The 15,610-nt window shown below is 59.9% G+C and carries 16 protein-coding genes and 1 pseudogene; all 17 read right to left on the bottom strand.

The features are described 5' to 3' along the window. Positions 1-132: 132 nt before the first annotated feature. Positions 133-873: an RNA polymerase sigma factor FliA gene (fliA, locus tag PFAS1_RS19365; protein WP_074874576.1), complete on the bottom strand. Its 741-nt coding sequence runs from the start codon at positions 871-873 to the stop codon at positions 133-135. After that, on the bottom strand, positions 870-1,700 hold the full coding sequence (gene fleN / locus PFAS1_RS19360) for a flagellar synthesis regulator FleN (RefSeq protein ID WP_008001746.1): 831 nt from the start codon (positions 1,698-1,700) through the stop codon (positions 870-872). Before fleN ends, fliA begins: the two co-directional genes overlap by 4 nt. Before the next feature lie 114 nt (positions 1,701-1,814). Beyond that, on the bottom strand, positions 1,815-3,143 hold the full coding sequence (gene flhF / locus PFAS1_RS19355) for a flagellar biosynthesis protein FlhF (RefSeq protein ID WP_076030174.1): 1,329 nt from the start codon (positions 3,141-3,143) through the stop codon (positions 1,815-1,817). A gap of 11 nt (positions 3,144-3,154) precedes the next feature. Then, positions 3,155-5,284, bottom strand: coding sequence for a flagellar biosynthesis protein FlhA (flhA, locus tag PFAS1_RS19350; protein WP_074874572.1), 2,130 nt, complete (start codon positions 5,282-5,284; stop codon positions 3,155-3,157). 179 nt (positions 5,285-5,463) lie between these two features. Further along, positions 5,464-6,602: pseudogene (flhB, locus tag PFAS1_RS19345) on the bottom strand (flagellar biosynthesis protein FlhB). Between the two features lie 3 nt (positions 6,603-6,605). Next, positions 6,606-7,388 carry a flagellar biosynthetic protein FliR gene (fliR, locus tag PFAS1_RS19340; RefSeq protein WP_074874568.1) on the bottom strand — a complete coding sequence of 261 codons (783 nt, stop codon included), beginning with the start codon at positions 7,386-7,388 and terminating at the stop codon, positions 6,606-6,608. Between the two features lie 3 nt (positions 7,389-7,391). Continuing rightward, positions 7,392-7,661, bottom strand: a complete 270-nt coding sequence (gene fliQ / locus PFAS1_RS19335; RefSeq protein ID WP_007948918.1) for a flagellar biosynthesis protein FliQ — start codon at positions 7,659-7,661, stop codon at positions 7,392-7,394. After that, a complete protein-coding gene (gene fliP, locus PFAS1_RS19330; protein ID WP_074874566.1) occupies positions 7,658-8,416 on the bottom strand; it encodes a flagellar type III secretion system pore protein FliP in 759 nt (252 codons plus the stop codon). Before fliP ends, fliQ begins: the two co-directional genes overlap by 4 nt. After that, positions 8,416-8,817, bottom strand: a complete 402-nt coding sequence (fliO, locus tag PFAS1_RS19325; protein ID WP_076031552.1) for a flagellar biosynthetic protein FliO — start codon at positions 8,815-8,817, stop codon at positions 8,416-8,418. Before fliO ends, fliP begins: the two co-directional genes overlap by 1 nt. A gap of 59 nt (positions 8,818-8,876) precedes the next feature. Further along, positions 8,877-9,335, bottom strand: coding sequence for a flagellar motor switch protein FliN (fliN, locus tag PFAS1_RS19320; protein ID WP_076031551.1), 459 nt, complete (start codon positions 9,333-9,335; stop codon positions 8,877-8,879). Positions 9,336-9,407: 72 nt separating this feature from the next. After that, on the bottom strand, positions 9,408-10,376 hold the full coding sequence (gene fliM, locus PFAS1_RS19315) for a flagellar motor switch protein FliM (protein ID WP_076030173.1): 969 nt from the start codon (positions 10,374-10,376) through the stop codon (positions 9,408-9,410). A 9-nt stretch (positions 10,377-10,385) separates the two neighbouring features. After that, positions 10,386-10,886 carry a flagellar basal body-associated protein FliL gene (fliL, locus tag PFAS1_RS19310; RefSeq protein WP_076030172.1) on the bottom strand — a complete coding sequence of 167 codons (501 nt, stop codon included), beginning with the start codon at positions 10,884-10,886 and terminating at the stop codon, positions 10,386-10,388. 229 nt (positions 10,887-11,115) lie between these two features. Further along, positions 11,116-12,468, bottom strand: coding sequence for a flagellar hook-length control protein FliK (locus PFAS1_RS19305; RefSeq protein ID WP_076030171.1), 1,353 nt, complete (start codon positions 12,466-12,468; stop codon positions 11,116-11,118). Between the two features lie 83 nt (positions 12,469-12,551). Continuing rightward, positions 12,552-12,920 (bottom strand): Hpt domain-containing protein, encoded by a 369-nt coding sequence (locus PFAS1_RS19300; protein WP_074874558.1) that lies wholly within the window; start codon positions 12,918-12,920, stop codon positions 12,552-12,554. 30 nt (positions 12,921-12,950) lie between these two features. Continuing rightward, complete coding sequence (locus tag PFAS1_RS19295; RefSeq protein ID WP_076030170.1) at positions 12,951-14,657, bottom strand: ATP-binding SpoIIE family protein phosphatase; 1,707 nt, start codon at positions 14,655-14,657, stop codon at positions 12,951-12,953. A gap of 5 nt (positions 14,658-14,662) precedes the next feature. Beyond that, a complete protein-coding gene (locus tag PFAS1_RS19290) occupies positions 14,663-14,962 on the bottom strand; it encodes an STAS domain-containing protein (RefSeq protein WP_074874554.1) in 300 nt (99 codons plus the stop codon). Between the two features lie 193 nt (positions 14,963-15,155). Continuing rightward, entirely contained in the window at positions 15,156-15,605 is a 450-nt protein-coding gene (fliJ, locus tag PFAS1_RS19285; RefSeq protein ID WP_033055981.1) for a flagellar export protein FliJ, read from the bottom strand. Positions 15,606-15,610 lie beyond the last annotated feature (5 nt).

Here is a 15,610-nt window from a genome sequence, read left to right as displayed (position 1 = left end):
CGCGCCCAGCACCTGGACGCGCCATTTCAATCAATCCGGCAAAGCACTCAATGACTGTCTGGAGCACAACAGATCGTGACCGGCAGGGTTCAACACCTCACCAGCCGCGTTCGCAGTGTCCCCACACTGCCTTCAGCGCGCTCGCCACTCCCCCAAACGCCCCCGCAAACGGGCCGCGCACTGGCTGTGTAACTGGCTGACCCGAGATTCGCTGACCCCCAGGACCTCACCGATTTCCTTGAGATTCAACTCTTCGTCGTAGTACAGCGCCAACACCAGTCGCTCACGCTCCGGCAAATTGGCAATCGCGTCCGCCAGCGCCGCCTGGAAGCGTTCATCTTCCAGATCGCGTGACGGCTCCAGATGAGCACTGGCGCCATCCTCGTGCAGCCCTTCGTGTTCGCCGTCCTGCAACAGATCGTCGAAACTGAATAACCGGCTGCCCAGGGTGTCGTTCAAAATCCCGTAATAATCGTCGAGACTCAATTGGAGTTCGGCCGCAACTTCGTGATCTTTAGCGTCACGGCCGGTTTTAGCTTCAATCGAGCGAATGGCGTCGCTGACCATCCGGGTATTGCGGTGGACCGAACGTGGCGCCCAGTCCCCCTTGCGTACTTCGTCGAGCATCGCGCCGCGGATTCGAATGCCCGCGTACGTCTCGAAACTCGCGCCTTTGCTGGCGTCGTATTTGGTCGACACTTCAAGCAGGCCGATCATCCCGGCCTGAATGAGGTCTTCGACCTGGACACTGGCCGGCAGACGCGCCAGCAAGTGGTAGGCAATGCGTTTAACCAGTGGCGCGTAACGCTCGATCAGCTCGTACTGCGCGTCACGTGCCGACTTCTTGTAAAGGTTGTAGCCACCGGCTGTCATAGCACAGGTCCTGCGGTCTGTTGCACGAGGCGCTCGACGAAAAACTCCAGGTGCCCACGCGGGTTGGCAGGCAGCGGCCAGGTATCGACCTTCTGTGCAATGGCCTTGAACGCCAGTGAACACTTGGACCGCGGGAAGGCTTCGTAGACGGCGCGCTGCTTCTGCACGGCCTTGCGCACGCTTTCGTCGTAAGGCACCGCGCCGACGTATTGTAAGGCGACGTCCAGGAAGCGATCCGTGACCTTGGTCAACTTGGCGAACAGGTTGCGCCCTTCCTGCGGGCTCTGGGCCATGTTGGCCAGGACGCGGAAGCGGTTCATGCCGTAATCGCGGTTCAGCAGTTTGATCAGTGCGTAGGCGTCGGTGATCGAGGTCGGTTCGTCGCAGACCACCAGCAAGACTTCTTGCGCTGCGCGGACGAAACTGACGACCGAGTCACCGATGCCCGCCGCGGTGTCGATCACCAACACGTCGAGGTTGTCGCCGATATCGCTGAACGCCTGGATCAGGCCGGCGTGCTGGGCCGGGCTCAAATGAACCATGCTCTGTGTGCCGGACGCGGCCGGGACGATACGGATGCCGCCAGGGCCCTGCAACAGTACGTCGCGCAGCTCGCAGCGGCCTTCGATCACATCGGCCAAAGTACGTTTGGGTGTCAGTCCCAGCAGGACGTCGACGTTCGCCAGCCCCAGATCGGCGTCCAACAGCATGACGCGCCGACCGAGCTCAGCTAGAGCCAGGGACAAGTTCACTGACACGTTAGTTTTCCCGACGCCACCTTTGCCGCCGGTCACCGCGATCACCTGTACGGGATGCATGCTGCCCATGAATTTCTTTACCTTGTCTTACTTAGACGGAGGCCACATTACTGGCTGCGCGTTCATTAACTGAACAATGCATGGCAGACCATCGATGTAGGTACAAAAACTGTCATTAATACCTCAGCCGACCTGCTTGGTCGGGCTGTGGTAAATATCAGCGAACATGTCAGCCATGGCTTCTTCGCTGGGTTCTTCTTGCATTTGCACGCTTACGGCGCGACTGACCAACTGATGACGACGCGGCAGATGCAAATCATCCGGGATCCGCGGGCCATCGGTCAGGTAGGCCACCGGCAGTTCATGACTGATGGCCAGGCTCAACACCTCGCCCAGACTTGCCGTTTCATCCAGTTTAGTCAGGATGCAGCCAGCGAGCCCACAACGCTTGTAACTGTGATAAGCGGCCGTTAGAACCTGTTTCTGGCTGGTGGTTGCCAAAACCAGATAATTTTTCGATTTGATGCCACGACCGGCCAGGCTTTCGAGCTGCATGCGCAGTGCCGGATCGCTGGCCTGAAGGCCCGCGGTATCGATCAGCACCACGCGTTTGCGCAGCAAGGGCTCCAGCGCCTGTACCAGTGACTGCCCCGGATCCACGTGAGTCACCGACACATTGAGGATCCGGCCCAACGTCTTGAGTTGTTCCTGAGCACCAATACGGAAACTGTCCATGCTGACCAGCGCGATATTCTGCGCGCCGTACTTGAGCACGTAACGGGCCGCGAGCTTGGCCAGGGTAGTGGTCTTGCCCATGCCGGCAGGACCGACCATGGCAATCACGCCGCCCTCCTCCAGAGGCTCGACTTCCGGTGTGGCGATCATCCGCGCCAGGTGTGCCAGCAACATGCGCCAGGCCTGACGAGGTTCTTCAATATCGGTAATCAGCGCCAGCAAATCGCGCGACAACGGACCGGACAGGCCGATGCGTTGCAGGCGACGCCAAAGATTGGCCTGGGCCGGACGGCTGCCTTGCAGCTGATTCCAGGCCAGGGAGCCGAGTTGCACTTCCATCAGTTCGCGCAGGCTGTTGAGCTCGAAACGCATCGAGTCGAACGCCCGTGGGTCGACGCCACCAGAGGCTGGTGCCGCAACCGGTGCAGGACGATGGGGTTCGGTGTACGTCGGTTCGATCAGCGGCTCGGCGGCGGTCAGTGGCAGGCCGGCGAACAATTGGCGATTGGTGGATTTGTCGCTCTCGCCCTCGCTGCGCAGGCTCAGTTCGGCCTGGGCGGTGACGATCCGCGACTGGGTCTTGCGCAGCTCGTCTTCGAGTTCCATGTTCGGAACGCGCGGGGCCAGCGCCGACAATTTGTAATCCAGGGCAGCCGTCAGCTCGACGCCACCGGCGATCCGGCGGTTGCCAATGATGGCGGCATCAGCGCCCAGCTCATCACGAACCAGTTTCATGGCCTGACGCATATCGGCGGCGAAAAAACGCTTAACTTGCATAAACCACTACCTCAGCCGTTGGGCCCTACTGTCGCAACGATGGTCACTTGCTTGTTGTCAGGTATTTCCTGGTAAGCCAACACATGCAAACCCGGGACTGCCAATCGGCCGAATCGCGACAGCATCGCGCGAACCGGACCGGCGACCAGCAGAATCACCGGTTGACCTTGCATTTCCTGACGCTGCGCCGCGTCGATCAACGAACGTTGCAGTTTCTCAGCCATGCTTGGCTCCAGCAGAACACCCTCTTCCGAGCCTTGTCCTGCCTTCTGAAGACTATTGAGCAATATTTGTTCCAACCTTGGCTCCAGGGTGATCACTGGCAGCTCGGAGTCAGTGCCTACAATGCTTTGGACGATTGCGCGGGATACGCCGACGCGCACCGCGGCCACCAGCGCGGCAGTATCTTGACTCTTGCTGGCGTTGTTGGCGATGGCTTCGGCAATGCTGCGGATGTCGCGCACTGGCACCTGTTCGGCCAGCAACGCCTGCAATACCTTGAGCAGCTGCGACAGCGACACAACGCCCGGCACCAGCTCTTCGGCCAGTTTTGGCGAGCTTTTGGCCAGCAATTGCATGAGTTGCTGCACTTCTTCGTGACCGATCAACTCACTCGAATGCTTGTAGAGAATCTGGTTCAAGTGGGTTGCCACTACCGTGCTGGCATCGACCACGGTGTAACCGAGGGATTGGGCCTGGGCACGCTGGCTGATTTCGATCCAGACCGCCTCCAGGCCGAAAGCCGGATCTTTGGCGGTAATGCCGTTGAGCGTGCCGTAGACCTGGCCAGGGTTGATCGCCAGCTCGCGATCCGGGTAAATCTCCGCTTCGGCCAGGATCACCCCCATCAGGGTCAGGCGGTAGGCACTTGGCGCCAGGTCGAGGTTGTCACGGATATGCACGGTCGGCATCAGGAAGCCCAGATCCTGGGACAGCTTTTTGCGCACGCCCTTGATCCGCGCCAGCAACTGCCCACCCTGATTACGGTCCACCAGCGGAATCAGCCGGTAGCCGACTTCCAGGCCGATCATGTCAATCGGCGTGACGTCATCCCAGCCGAGCTCCTTGGTTTCCTGAGCGCGAGCCGGCGATGGCAGCAATTCCTGCTGACGCTTGACCTCTTGCAGGGCCTGTACCTTGACCACGTTCTGCTTCTTCCAGAACAGGTACGCGCCGCCAGCCGCCAGGGCTGCCATGCTGAGAAAGGAAAAGTGCGGCATGCCCGGCACGAGGCCCATCACCGCCATCAAACCCGCCGCCACCGCCAACGCTTTGGGGGAGGCGAACATCTGGCGATTGATCTGCTTGCCCATGTCTTCCGAGCCGGAAGCACGGGTCACCATGATTGCCGCAGCTGTCGATAAAAGCAGTGATGGCAATTGCGCCACCAAACCGTCACCGATGGTCAACAAGGCGTACACCCGACCGGCATCGCCGAAGGTCATGCCGTGCTGGAAGATACCGACCGCCATGCCGCCGATCAGGTTGATGAACAGAATCAGCAGGCCGGCAATGGCGTCACCGCGAACGAACTTGCTGGCACCGTCCATGGAACCGTAGAACTCGGCTTCCTGAGCCACTTCCATCCGGCGCAGCTTGGCCTGGTTCTGGTCGATCAGACCGGCGTTCAAGTCGGCGTCGATCGCCATTTGTTTACCGGGCATCGCATCGAGGGTGAAACGCGCGCTCACCTCGGAAATCCGTCCGGCACCCTTGGTCACCACGACAAAGTTGATGATCATCAAAATCGCGAAGACGACGATACCGACCACGTAGTTACCGCCGATCACCACCTCGCCGAAGGCCTGGATCACCTTACCGGCGGCGGCATGGCCGTCCTGACCGTGGAGCATCACCACTCGCGTGGAGGCCACGTTCAGCGCCAGTCGCAACAGGGTCGCTACCAGCAGGATGGTCGGGAACACCGCGAAATCCAGTGGCCGCAACGCATAAACGCAGACCAGCAACACGACAATCGACAACGCGATGTTGAAGGTGAAGAACACGTCCAGCAGGAATGGCGGCACCGGCAACATCATCATCGCCAGCATGACCAGCAGCAACAACGGCACACCCAGATTGCCTCGACTCAGGTCGGCAACGTTTGTGCGTGCAGTGTTGAATAACTGAGAGCGATCCACCGGTTTTCCCCGTTCCTTAAAGCAAACTTTTTTGACGCCTGAAGCGGGCGCAGAGCGGCTACTGCAAGAAGCCTTCCAACTTTCACAGGGGTTTGGAATAGAGGTGTATCCGGGAGATTTGCATTGCCAGGGCTGACGCCATCGCGAGCAGGCTCACTCCCACAGGAATTGAGGTGTTATCAGGAATCGCGGCGCAGATCCGGTGGAATCGGCAGGTCGCCCTTCAGCGGATCCGGGCGCTTACCCTTGCCGGCACGGTGCTGGCGGATCTGGTAGACGTAAGCGAGCACTTGGGCGACGGCAAGGTAGAGCCCGCCAGGGATTTCCTGATCAAGTTCGGTGGAGTAGTAGATCGAACGCGCCAGTGCCGGCGACTCAAGCAGCAGCACTTCGTTGGCCACCGCGATTTCACGGATCTTCAAGGCCAGGAAGTCGCTACCCTTGGCGATCAGCATCGGCGCCCCCCCTTGTCCGGGTCGTACTTGAGCGCTACGGCGTAGTGGGTCGGGTTGGTGATGACCACATCGGCATCGGGGATCGCCGCCATCATCCGGCGCTGGGACATTTCGCGCTGCAACTGGCGAATGCGCTGTTTAACTTCTGGCTTCCCTTCCTGATCCTTATGCTCGTCACGTACTTCCTGCTTGGTCATCAGCAGTTTCTTGTGGCTTTCCCAAAGCTGCACCGGCACGTCCACTGCGGCGATGATGATCAGCCCGCAGGCCATCCACAACGTGCTCCAACCCACCAATTGCAGGCTATGGATGATCGCCATGTCCAGTGGCTCATGAGCGATGCGCAGCAAATCGTCGATGTCCGAGGACAACACGGCCAATGCCACGAACAACACGATGAAAAACTTGGCCAGCGCCTTGAGCAGCTCCACTAACGCTTTGGTCGAGAACATCCGTTTCAGGCCCGCGCCGGGGTTCATACGGCTGAACTTGGGCGCCATGGAACCCGCTGCGAACAGCCAGCCGCCGAGAGAAATCGGCCCGATCAACGCCGCCAGCAGCAAGGTAATCATTACCGGCTGAATCGCGAAGAGGGCAATCTGCCCCGAATGCAGCAGGTAAGTACCCATGGAACGCTGATCCAGAATCACCTCCCGCGAGAGCGAGAAATTCATACGCATCAGCTCCATCAGATCCTGGGCCAGGGCTCCGCCAAAAATCAGCAATCCACCGGCGCCGGCAAGCATGACGGCCAAGGTATTTAGTTCCTTGGAACGCGCGATCTCGCCCTTCTCGCGAGAATCCTTCTTGCGTTTCTCGGTGGGGTCTTCTGTTTTGTCCTGACCACTTTCGCTCTCAGCCATGACTCAGCGCGCCCGTGCCAGTTCGCGTAACAACTGCAAGGCCTCGGAGGCCAGCGGTTGATACTGATTGATAATGTCCGCCAGCCCGACCCAGACAATGAACAGCCCGAGCACCAGCGTCAGCGGGAAGCCGATAGAAAAGATGTTCAGCTGGGGCGCAGCCCGGGTCATCACGCCAAAGGCAATGTTGACCACCAGCAACGCGGTGATTGCCGGCAACACCAGCAACAGCGCAGCACCGAGGACCCAGCCGAGCTTGCCGGCCAACTCCCAGAAGTGATTGACCATCAACCCGCTACCGACCGGCAGCGTAGTGAAGCTTTCGGTAAGGACTTCGAACACCACCAGGTGGCCGTTCATGGACAGGAACAACAGCGTCACCAGCATGGTGAAGAACTGCCCGATCACCGCCACCGACACACCGTTGGTGGGATCGACCATCGAAGCGAAACCCATGCCCATCTGAATGGAGACGATCTGCCCGGCGACCACGAAGGCCTGGAAGAACAGTTGCAAGGAGAAACCCAGCACGGCACCGACAAGAATCTGCTCGGCAATCAGCAGCAAACCGCTCAAGTCCAGCGCATTGACCGGCGGCATCGGCGGCAGGCCGGGGGCGATGACCAATGTAATCGCCAAGGCGAAATATAGGCGCACTCGCGTAGGCACCAGGGTCGTACCGAAAACCGGCATGACCATCAGCAAGGCACCGATACGAAACAGCGGCAGCATGAACGTCGCCACCCAGGTACTGATCTGGGTATCGGTCAGCTGGAGCAGCGACATGGTTTAACCGATGACCTGAGGAATACTGCCGTACAACTGCAGGATGTATTCCATGAAGGTCTGCACCAGCCACGGACCGGCGACGATCAACGTCACCAGCATCACCAGCAGACGCGGCAGGAAGCTCAGGGTCTGTTCGTTGATCTGGGTCGCGGCCTGGAACATCGCCACCAACAGGCCCACGAGCAAACTCGGAATCACCAGCACGGCAACCATCATGGTGGTCAGCCACAGCGCTTCCCGGAAGATGTCTACCGCAACTTCCGGCGTCATGGCGATACACCGCCGAAGCTGCTCGCCAGGGTGCCGATGATCAACGCCCAGCCATCCACCAGCACGAACAGCATGATCTTGAAGGGCAGGGAAATGATCAGCGGCGAGAGCATCATCATACCCATCGCCATCAGCACACTGGCCACGACCAGGTCGATGATCAGGAACGGAATGAAGATCATGAAACCGATCTGGAACGCGGTTTTCAGTTCGGACGTGACAAACGCCGGAACCAGAATCGTCAGCGGCGCCTGATCCGGCGACGCGATATCAGTGCGTTTGGACAAGCGCATGAACAACTCCAGATCGCTGCTGCGAGTCTGGGCGAGCATGAAATCCTTGATCGGCACCTGCGCCTTGGCCACGGCATCTTGAGCGGTGAGTTTCTCCGCCAGATACGGCTGCAAGGCATCCTGATTAACCCGGTCGAATACCGGCGCCATGATGAACAGGGTCAGGAACAGCGCCATGCCCGTGAGGATCTGGTTCGACGGCGTCTGTTGCAGGCCCAGGGCCTGACGCAGGATCGAGAAGACGATGATGATCCGGGTGAAACTGGTCATCAGCATGACGAACGCCGGGATAAAACTCAGCGCCGTCATGATCAGCAGGATTTGCAGGCTGACCGAATACTCCTGAGCACCCTCGGCATTGGTACCCAGGGTAATCGCCGGGATCGACAACGGATCGGCGGCGAACGCCAGTGGCGCGGCCAGCATCAGCGCCAGCGTCAAGATGATGCGTAGCGCACCCATTACTTCTTATCCTTATGATCCTTGCCCATCAGCTCCATCAGGCGCTGGGCAAACTCCGGGGTCGCTTTTTCAGTACCGCTGGGCACTTGCACCGGCTCCTTGAGCACGTGCAACGCGGTGATGGTGCCGGGGCTCAAGCCAAGCAGAATCTGCTCGTTGCCGACCTGCACCAGCATCAGACGGTCACGCGGGCCGAGCGCGCGGGAACCGATCAGCTCGATCACCTGCCCTTTGCCGGCCGGCCCGGCCTGCTGGACCCGGCGCAGCAACCAGGCGAGGAAGAAGATCAACCCCAGCACCAGCAGCAAACCGAACACCAGCTGCGTCAATTGCCCGGCCACACCGCTGCTGACCGCGGGTGCAGCGGCGCTGGCAGCCGTCGCCACCGGCTCGGCAGCCATAACGCTGAACGGCAAGGCCAGCAGCACCAACCCTGGCAAACCCCCAGAACCTTTTTCACTCAGCGCAACTTCTTGATGCGTTCGCTTGGACTGATCACGTCGGTCAGGCGGATGCCGAACTTCTCGTTGACCACCACTACTTCGCCGTGGGCGATGAGCGTGCCGTTGACCAGCACGTCCAGCGGCTCACCGGCCAGGCGATCGAGCTCGATCACCGAACCCTGGTTGAGTTGCAGCAGGTTGCGGATGTTGATATCGGTGCTGCCGACTTCCATGGAAATCGACACCGGGATATCGAGAATCACGTCCAGGTTCGGACCGTCGAGGGTGACCGGTTCGTGGTTTTTCGGCACGCTGCCGAACTCTTCCATCGGCAGACGGTTGGACGGCGAACTGGCGGCGTCGGCGGCCAGCAAGGCGTCGATGTCGTCCTGCCCGACGTCGCCGGTTTCTTCCAGGGCCGCAGCCCATTCATCAGCCAGCGCCTGGTCGTCCTGGGTGTTTATATCGTTAGCCATCAATTTGTCCTCGGCGGGCATCCCTTCAATCAGGAGCCGTCAGTTAAAAGCACAGGGGGTTGGGAGCGCCGGTCAGCGGCGCTCGATCGGCTCGATCACTTGCAACGCGAGGTTGCCTTTGTGCGACCCCATCTTGACCTTGAACGCAGGCACGCCGTTGGCGCGCATGATCATCTCGTCCGGCATCTCGACCGGGATAATGTCGCCCGGCTGCATGTGCAGAATGTCCCGCAGGCGCAACTGGCGACGGGCAACCGTGGCACCGATCGGTACGTCAACGTCCAGCACGTCCTGGCGCAAGGCGTTGACCCAGCGTTCGTCCTGATCGTCGAGATCCGACTGGAAGCCGGCGTCGAGCATTTCGCGCACAGGTTCGATCATCGAGTAGGGCATGGTCACGTGCAGGTCGCCGCCATCGCCATCTAGTTCGATGTGGAACGTCGACACCACGATCGCTTCGCTCGGGCCGACGATGTTGGCCATGGCCGGGTTCACTTCCGAGTTGATGTACTCGAAGTTCACTTCCATGATCGCCTGCCAGGCTTCTTTCAAATCGACGAAGGCCTGTTCCAGCACCATGCGCACTACACGCAATTCGGTGGGGGTGAATTCACGCCCTTCGATCTTCGCGTGTCGGCCGTCGCCGCCGAAGAAGTTGTCCACCAGTTTGAACACCAGTTTGGCGTCGAGGATAAACAACGCAGTGCCGCGCAACGGTTTGATCTTGACCAGGTTGAGGCTGGTCGGCACGTACAGCGAGTGCACGTATTCGCCGAACTTCATCACCTGCACGCCACCGACGGCAACGTCCGCCGAGCGGCGCAGCATGTTGAACATGCTGATGCGGGTGTAACGGGCGAAACGTTCGTTGATCATTTCCAGGGTCGGCATGCGCCCACGGACGATGCGATCCTGACTGGTCAGGTCGTAGCTTTTGACACTGCCGGGTTCAGCAGCGGTATCGGTCTGTACCAGACCATCGTCGACGCCATGCAACAGCGCATCGATCTCATCCTGGGACAGCAGGTCCTGCACGGCCATGTCGTGTTCCTACTGCAGTACGAAATTAGTGAAAAGCAACTGTTCGATGACCACTTTGCCGAGTTCTTTCTGCGCCACTTCCTGGACGCTGGCCGTGGCTTTCTGACGCAACATTTCCTGGCCGACCGGCGATGCCAGCGTGGCGAAGTCCTGCCCCGAGAACAGCATGACCAGGTTATTGCGGATGACAGGCATGTGGACTTTGAGCGCTTCCAGATCGGCCTGATTGCGCCCCTGCATGGTGATGCTCACCTGCATGTAGCGCTGACGACCGTTCTGGTTGTAATTGGCCACAAAGGCCGGAGCCATGGGCTCGAAAATCGCTGGCTGCTTGCCGACCGGGGCGGTTTCAGCCGCGGCGGCAGGTTTGCTCTGGGCGCTGAGCATGAAGAACCAGGTTGCTCCCACGGACAAACCGATCGCCAGCAGCAGGGCTACCACGATCACAATGATCAGCTTGAGTTTGCCTTTGGTTGCGGGGTCTTTTACTGCTGCTTCGCTCTTCGCCATGCCAATAATCCGTCACTATTCGGGTTTTCACAGTCGCACGGCAAGGCAAGAGCAAGTGTTATGCCAGAAGCGTCTGTAGGGAGATGGGTGACGGCAATCTGAAGCACACTACAAACCACTGTGGGAGCGAGCCTGCTCGCGATGGCGATGTAACAGTCAACGACGATGTTGAATGTTATGGCCTCATCGCGAGCAGGCTCGCTCCCACAGGTTTTGATGCCTGATTTGATCAGGCGTAGTAGTCGACGGCGCTGGAGCCGATCACGCTGGTAGCCGCAGGCGCCACTTCGGCAACGGTTGGGGTGAGCTCGTCATCCATCGAATCAAGGCGACCGCCACTGGCACTGGTGCGTCCACCCTGACTCTGTTGAGCCTGATCCTGGCCTTGCTGCGACCCGCGGGACTGGTCGGACACATTGACGTCGACCTGGCCCATGCCCTGTTGCGCAAACATGTCACGCAAGCGATGCATCTGCCCGTCCAGCGCTTCACGAACGCTTGGATGGGCACTCATGAATGTCACTTGGGTCTGCTGATCCGGAACCATGTTCACCCGAATGTCCAGCCGCCCCAGCTCCGCCGGTTGCAACTGAATGTCGGCGGCCTTGAGATTGGCACTGGACAGGTACATGACCCGGTTCACGACTTCTTCGGTCCAGCCGCTCTGATGCATGGCGATCGGCTGGTTCACCGGCAAAGCGTTGGCGGTTTTCGGCGTGGCCGCCTGGGTCAGTGCCGCCAGACGGTTGGCGAAATCGTCGACCCGGGTATCGCTACTCGCGGACTTCAGATCCTTGAGACCGTCATCGATAAGACCACTGAAGGCCTTGTCGCCGCCCTGGCCGGTGCTGTCCTTGTCGGCTTGCACATCGAGCATGCTCGCCATGCCGGCGGCGAAGTTCTGCGCCGAGGTGGACTCGCCATCGGCCTGAGCCTGGGCCGAGGTCGGTGCCGCTTTTGGCTGGGCCTGACTCGCCGCCGAAATATGGCCGCCCTGCTCCATGGCCATGCGCACGGCGGGCAGTGCGTCGAGGGGATCGGCTTCGGGATCAAAATCGGTGTCAGTGCTTGCAACGACCGGAGTCGTTACTGCCGTCACAGCCACCTCGACCTGCGGTGGCGGGGTGACCACAACGGGCGGAGCGGCCGGTAGCGGCGTTGGCGCCGCAGGCTGTACGGCCTGCATCAACGCAGGATCCAGCGTCAGGTCAACGGGCGCGGCATCAGCGACCGGCGTTTGCACAGCCTCCGCCCCGTCATCGCTGGCGGCCTTGTCGTCAGCCTGCGCCGGTTTATCGGCGGGCAAGGATTTGCCGCTATCGGCAACCGCCGGTTCCGGGGCGGCAGACTTGTCGTTGCTGACGTCCTTTTTATCGGGGCTGTCCGGCGCTTTATCGTGTATCGGCCTGGCCGATCCATCACCCACCGCAGAGGGTTTGTTCCGGGCTTGATTGGCGTAGACCTGAGCGAAGCTGGATGCCTTGTCCCCAGGCTCAGCGGCCAGCGCCGGTGTATTGGCGGAGGCGGCTTGAGTCTTGGCCTGCGCGGCGGCCTGAAGGAGCATATTGGGGGTAACGGGCATGGAACGGTCTCCGCTGCACTGGGATCGTAGGTACAGTTGACGGAGATTATTGCAAAGGTCGCGCCAGGTTTGAGTGACTGGCGCTAAAAGCGCCGAACGGTCTCATTGCCAGAGATCGAGCGCTGACGCTCTGCTTCATAGAGCGGCCGGACAAACGCAAATTCGTCATCAATTTCGTCCACCAGCTTTTCAATGCCGGCTAGGCTTTTTTGCTTGGCGCGCTGCTCCAGCTCATGGCACAACTCAGCCAGGTGAATAGCGCCCATGTTGCTGCTGCTGCCCTTGAAGCTGTGGGCGGCATTCATGAGTTGCGCGGCATCTTCAGCCTTGCGCAAGATGCGTAAACGCTCTTCGGAGTCGGCGAGAAAGGTATCCAGCAACATCGGATACTCATCCTCCATCACCTCTTGCAGCGCGTTCAGTATGTCGCGGTCCAGATGTGTGTCAGCCACTTGCTCACTCCTTGATCAAGAATGCGTGGATTATGCCAGAGCCTCCCAGAAAAACTCCACGCGGGCACTTCGGCCATCATCGGACCAACTCGCGTTGTGGCCCAGTTGACGGATAAGACTGACGCCACGTCCCGACAGACGGACACCGTCGACGGGGCGTTCCATTACTCGTGCGACATCGAAACCCTTGCCACTGTCTTCAACCCGAACAATCAGGCAGCCGCCCTCGCCCTTGGGTGTTACCTGCAAATGCACCCGCACATAGCCGTCCTGCAACGCGTCCAGGCGTGTATTGCGTTGTTGATAATAGCGGGTGAAACCCGAGGCATCGCGCTTGAGACTTGAATCCAGCCCCAGCACCCCATGCTCCAGGGCGTTGGAATACAGTTCGGCCAAAACACTGTAGAGCGCCCCGCTCTGAGCCCGCAGACCGTGGACCTCGAGCAGCAATTGCAGAAGAAACGGCAGCGGATTGAAGCGTTTGAGCGTGGCGGCGCGAAATTCGAAACTAACCGACCAGTCCAGCGGGCAGGACTGACCACTGTCGGAATACACCAGCGCCGGCGGGCTCAGTTGTGCAGCCTCCAGCAGACTGACCTCGACCATGCTCACGTCATCACGGGCCTCGCCGCGAAAGTCCCGCAACGCCTGCTCGATCTCTTCGAACAGTTCATCAGGTTGACGATTGGCCGCAAACACCTGCTGCAACCGCTCCACACCAAACAGCTGTTCGTTGGCATCGCAGGTATCGATCACCCCGTCGGACAACAGGAAGACCCGATCCCCGACCGCCATCGGAAACACCTCGGTGCGGTCATCGAAGGATTGCGGGCTCAGCACGCCGAGCGGCAAATGCCGAGCCGCCAGCGGCGTTCGCTCACCGCTGGCGATGCTGTGCAGGTAACCGTCCGGCATTCCGCCGTTCCAGACCTCCACCGAGCGTCGCTGAAAACTCAGGCACAGCATCGTTGCACAACAGAACATGTCCACCGGCAGGATGCGCTTGAGCTTGGCATTCATCTCGCGCAGGGTTTCGGACAGGCCGTATCCCTTGGCGGTCATGCCATAGAAAACTTCGGCCAAGGGCATGGCACCGACTGCGGCCGGCAAACCGTGACCGGTAAAATCGCCGAGCAGCACGTGCATGTCGCCGGCGGGGGTGAACGCGGCCAGCAGCAGATCGCCGTTGAACAACGCATAAGGCGATTGCAGGTAGCGAATATTCGGCGCACTCAGGCAGCCGGAGTGGGCCACCTTGTCGAACACGGCCTTGGCCACGCGCTGTTCGTTGAGCAGGTACTCGTGGTGCCTGGCGATCTGGTCACGCTGTTGCAACACCGTGGCCTGCAATCGTCGCAAGCGATCCATCGCCTTGATCTTGGCGCCGAGGATCACCTGGTTGTAGGGCTTTGCCAGAAAGTCGTCGCCCCCGGCCTCCAGACAGCGGGCCAGCGCTTCGCTTTCGGTCAGCGAGGTGAGGAAGATGATCGGCACCAGGGTTTCCCCGGCCAACTCCTTGATCTGCCGGGCCGCCTCAAAACCGTCCATCACCGGCATCATCGCGTCCATGAGTACCAGTTGTGGTCGTTGCTGGCGAAACGCTTCAACGGCTTCCGCACCGTCGGCAGCCGTCAGTACCTCATGCCCCTGGCGACGAACGATGGTCGACAGCAGCATGCGATCGGCCGCACTGTCTTCGGCGATCAGGATCGTCAGCGGTTCGAACGGAGACTGCATGCCGTTCAACTGATGTCGAACAGTTTGTCGAAGTTGGAGATGGCGAGGATCTTCTTCACATCGGTACTACTGTTAACGACGCGAATATCGGAATTGTCGCCACCAGCGTGATCACGCAGCAAGAGCAACATGCCCAGCGCCGAACTGTCGAGGTAGGTCGCTTCTTTCAAGTCGACGACGACTGCGGAGAGTTTCTTGTCCTCATAGGACTCACGAAATTCCTGATGCTTGGCGAAATCGAATCGTCCCTTGACCGATATCGTCAGCTTTTGCCCATCTTTTGAGACTTCTGTAACGACTGACATTTAACGGCTTCCTTGTCATTGGTGAACGTACGTGTACAAGGTTTAGCACTTGGCAGGGATGGGGGCAAGGCTGGTAAGTGGCGCAATCCTGGAGTACGTCTTCGCGGGCGAGCGCAGGATCGGTGTTGTTCACGCTGCAAAACCCGTAGGAGCGAGGTTTGCCCGCGAAGAACGATGACGCGGTCCAGCTGATTCAATAGGGATCCTGACGCGGCAACCGCTGGGACAACTCATCCAGCAGCTTCTGCTCACGCCGGTCTTCCAGCCGCCGCGCCTCATCCATGTAGCGCAACACCAATTTGCGCAAGCCTTCGACCCGGGCAAACGCCTGCTGCCAGGATTCCCGCGCCTTGTTCAGGTTGTTTTGATGCCATACCAGGCTTTGTCGCTGCTGGTCGATGGCGGTCCCCAGTTGCGCCAGGAAGCCTTGATAACCCAGCAACCATTGGCCCGACACGCCACTGCTGCCGCGCACAATCCACTGCTCTTGATAGTCGAGACGAAAGGCTTCGAGGTCGGCGAGTTTGCTTTCGGCCAGACGGACCTGCCCCTGAAAGTGCCCCAGACGCAGGACCGCTGTTTTCTCGGCCTTTTCGGCCATTTCGACCACGGGGGCCAGGCGCGAGGCGCGGCTCTGGGCCATGGCCG

It is taken from the genome of Pseudomonas frederiksbergensis (assembly GCF_001952935.1).
GTDB lineage: Bacteria > Pseudomonadota > Gammaproteobacteria > Pseudomonadales > Pseudomonadaceae > Aquipseudomonas > Aquipseudomonas frederiksbergensis.
The sequence above is the reverse complement of the archived record's forward strand: the minus strand, read 5'-3'. Positions and strand labels throughout refer to the sequence as shown.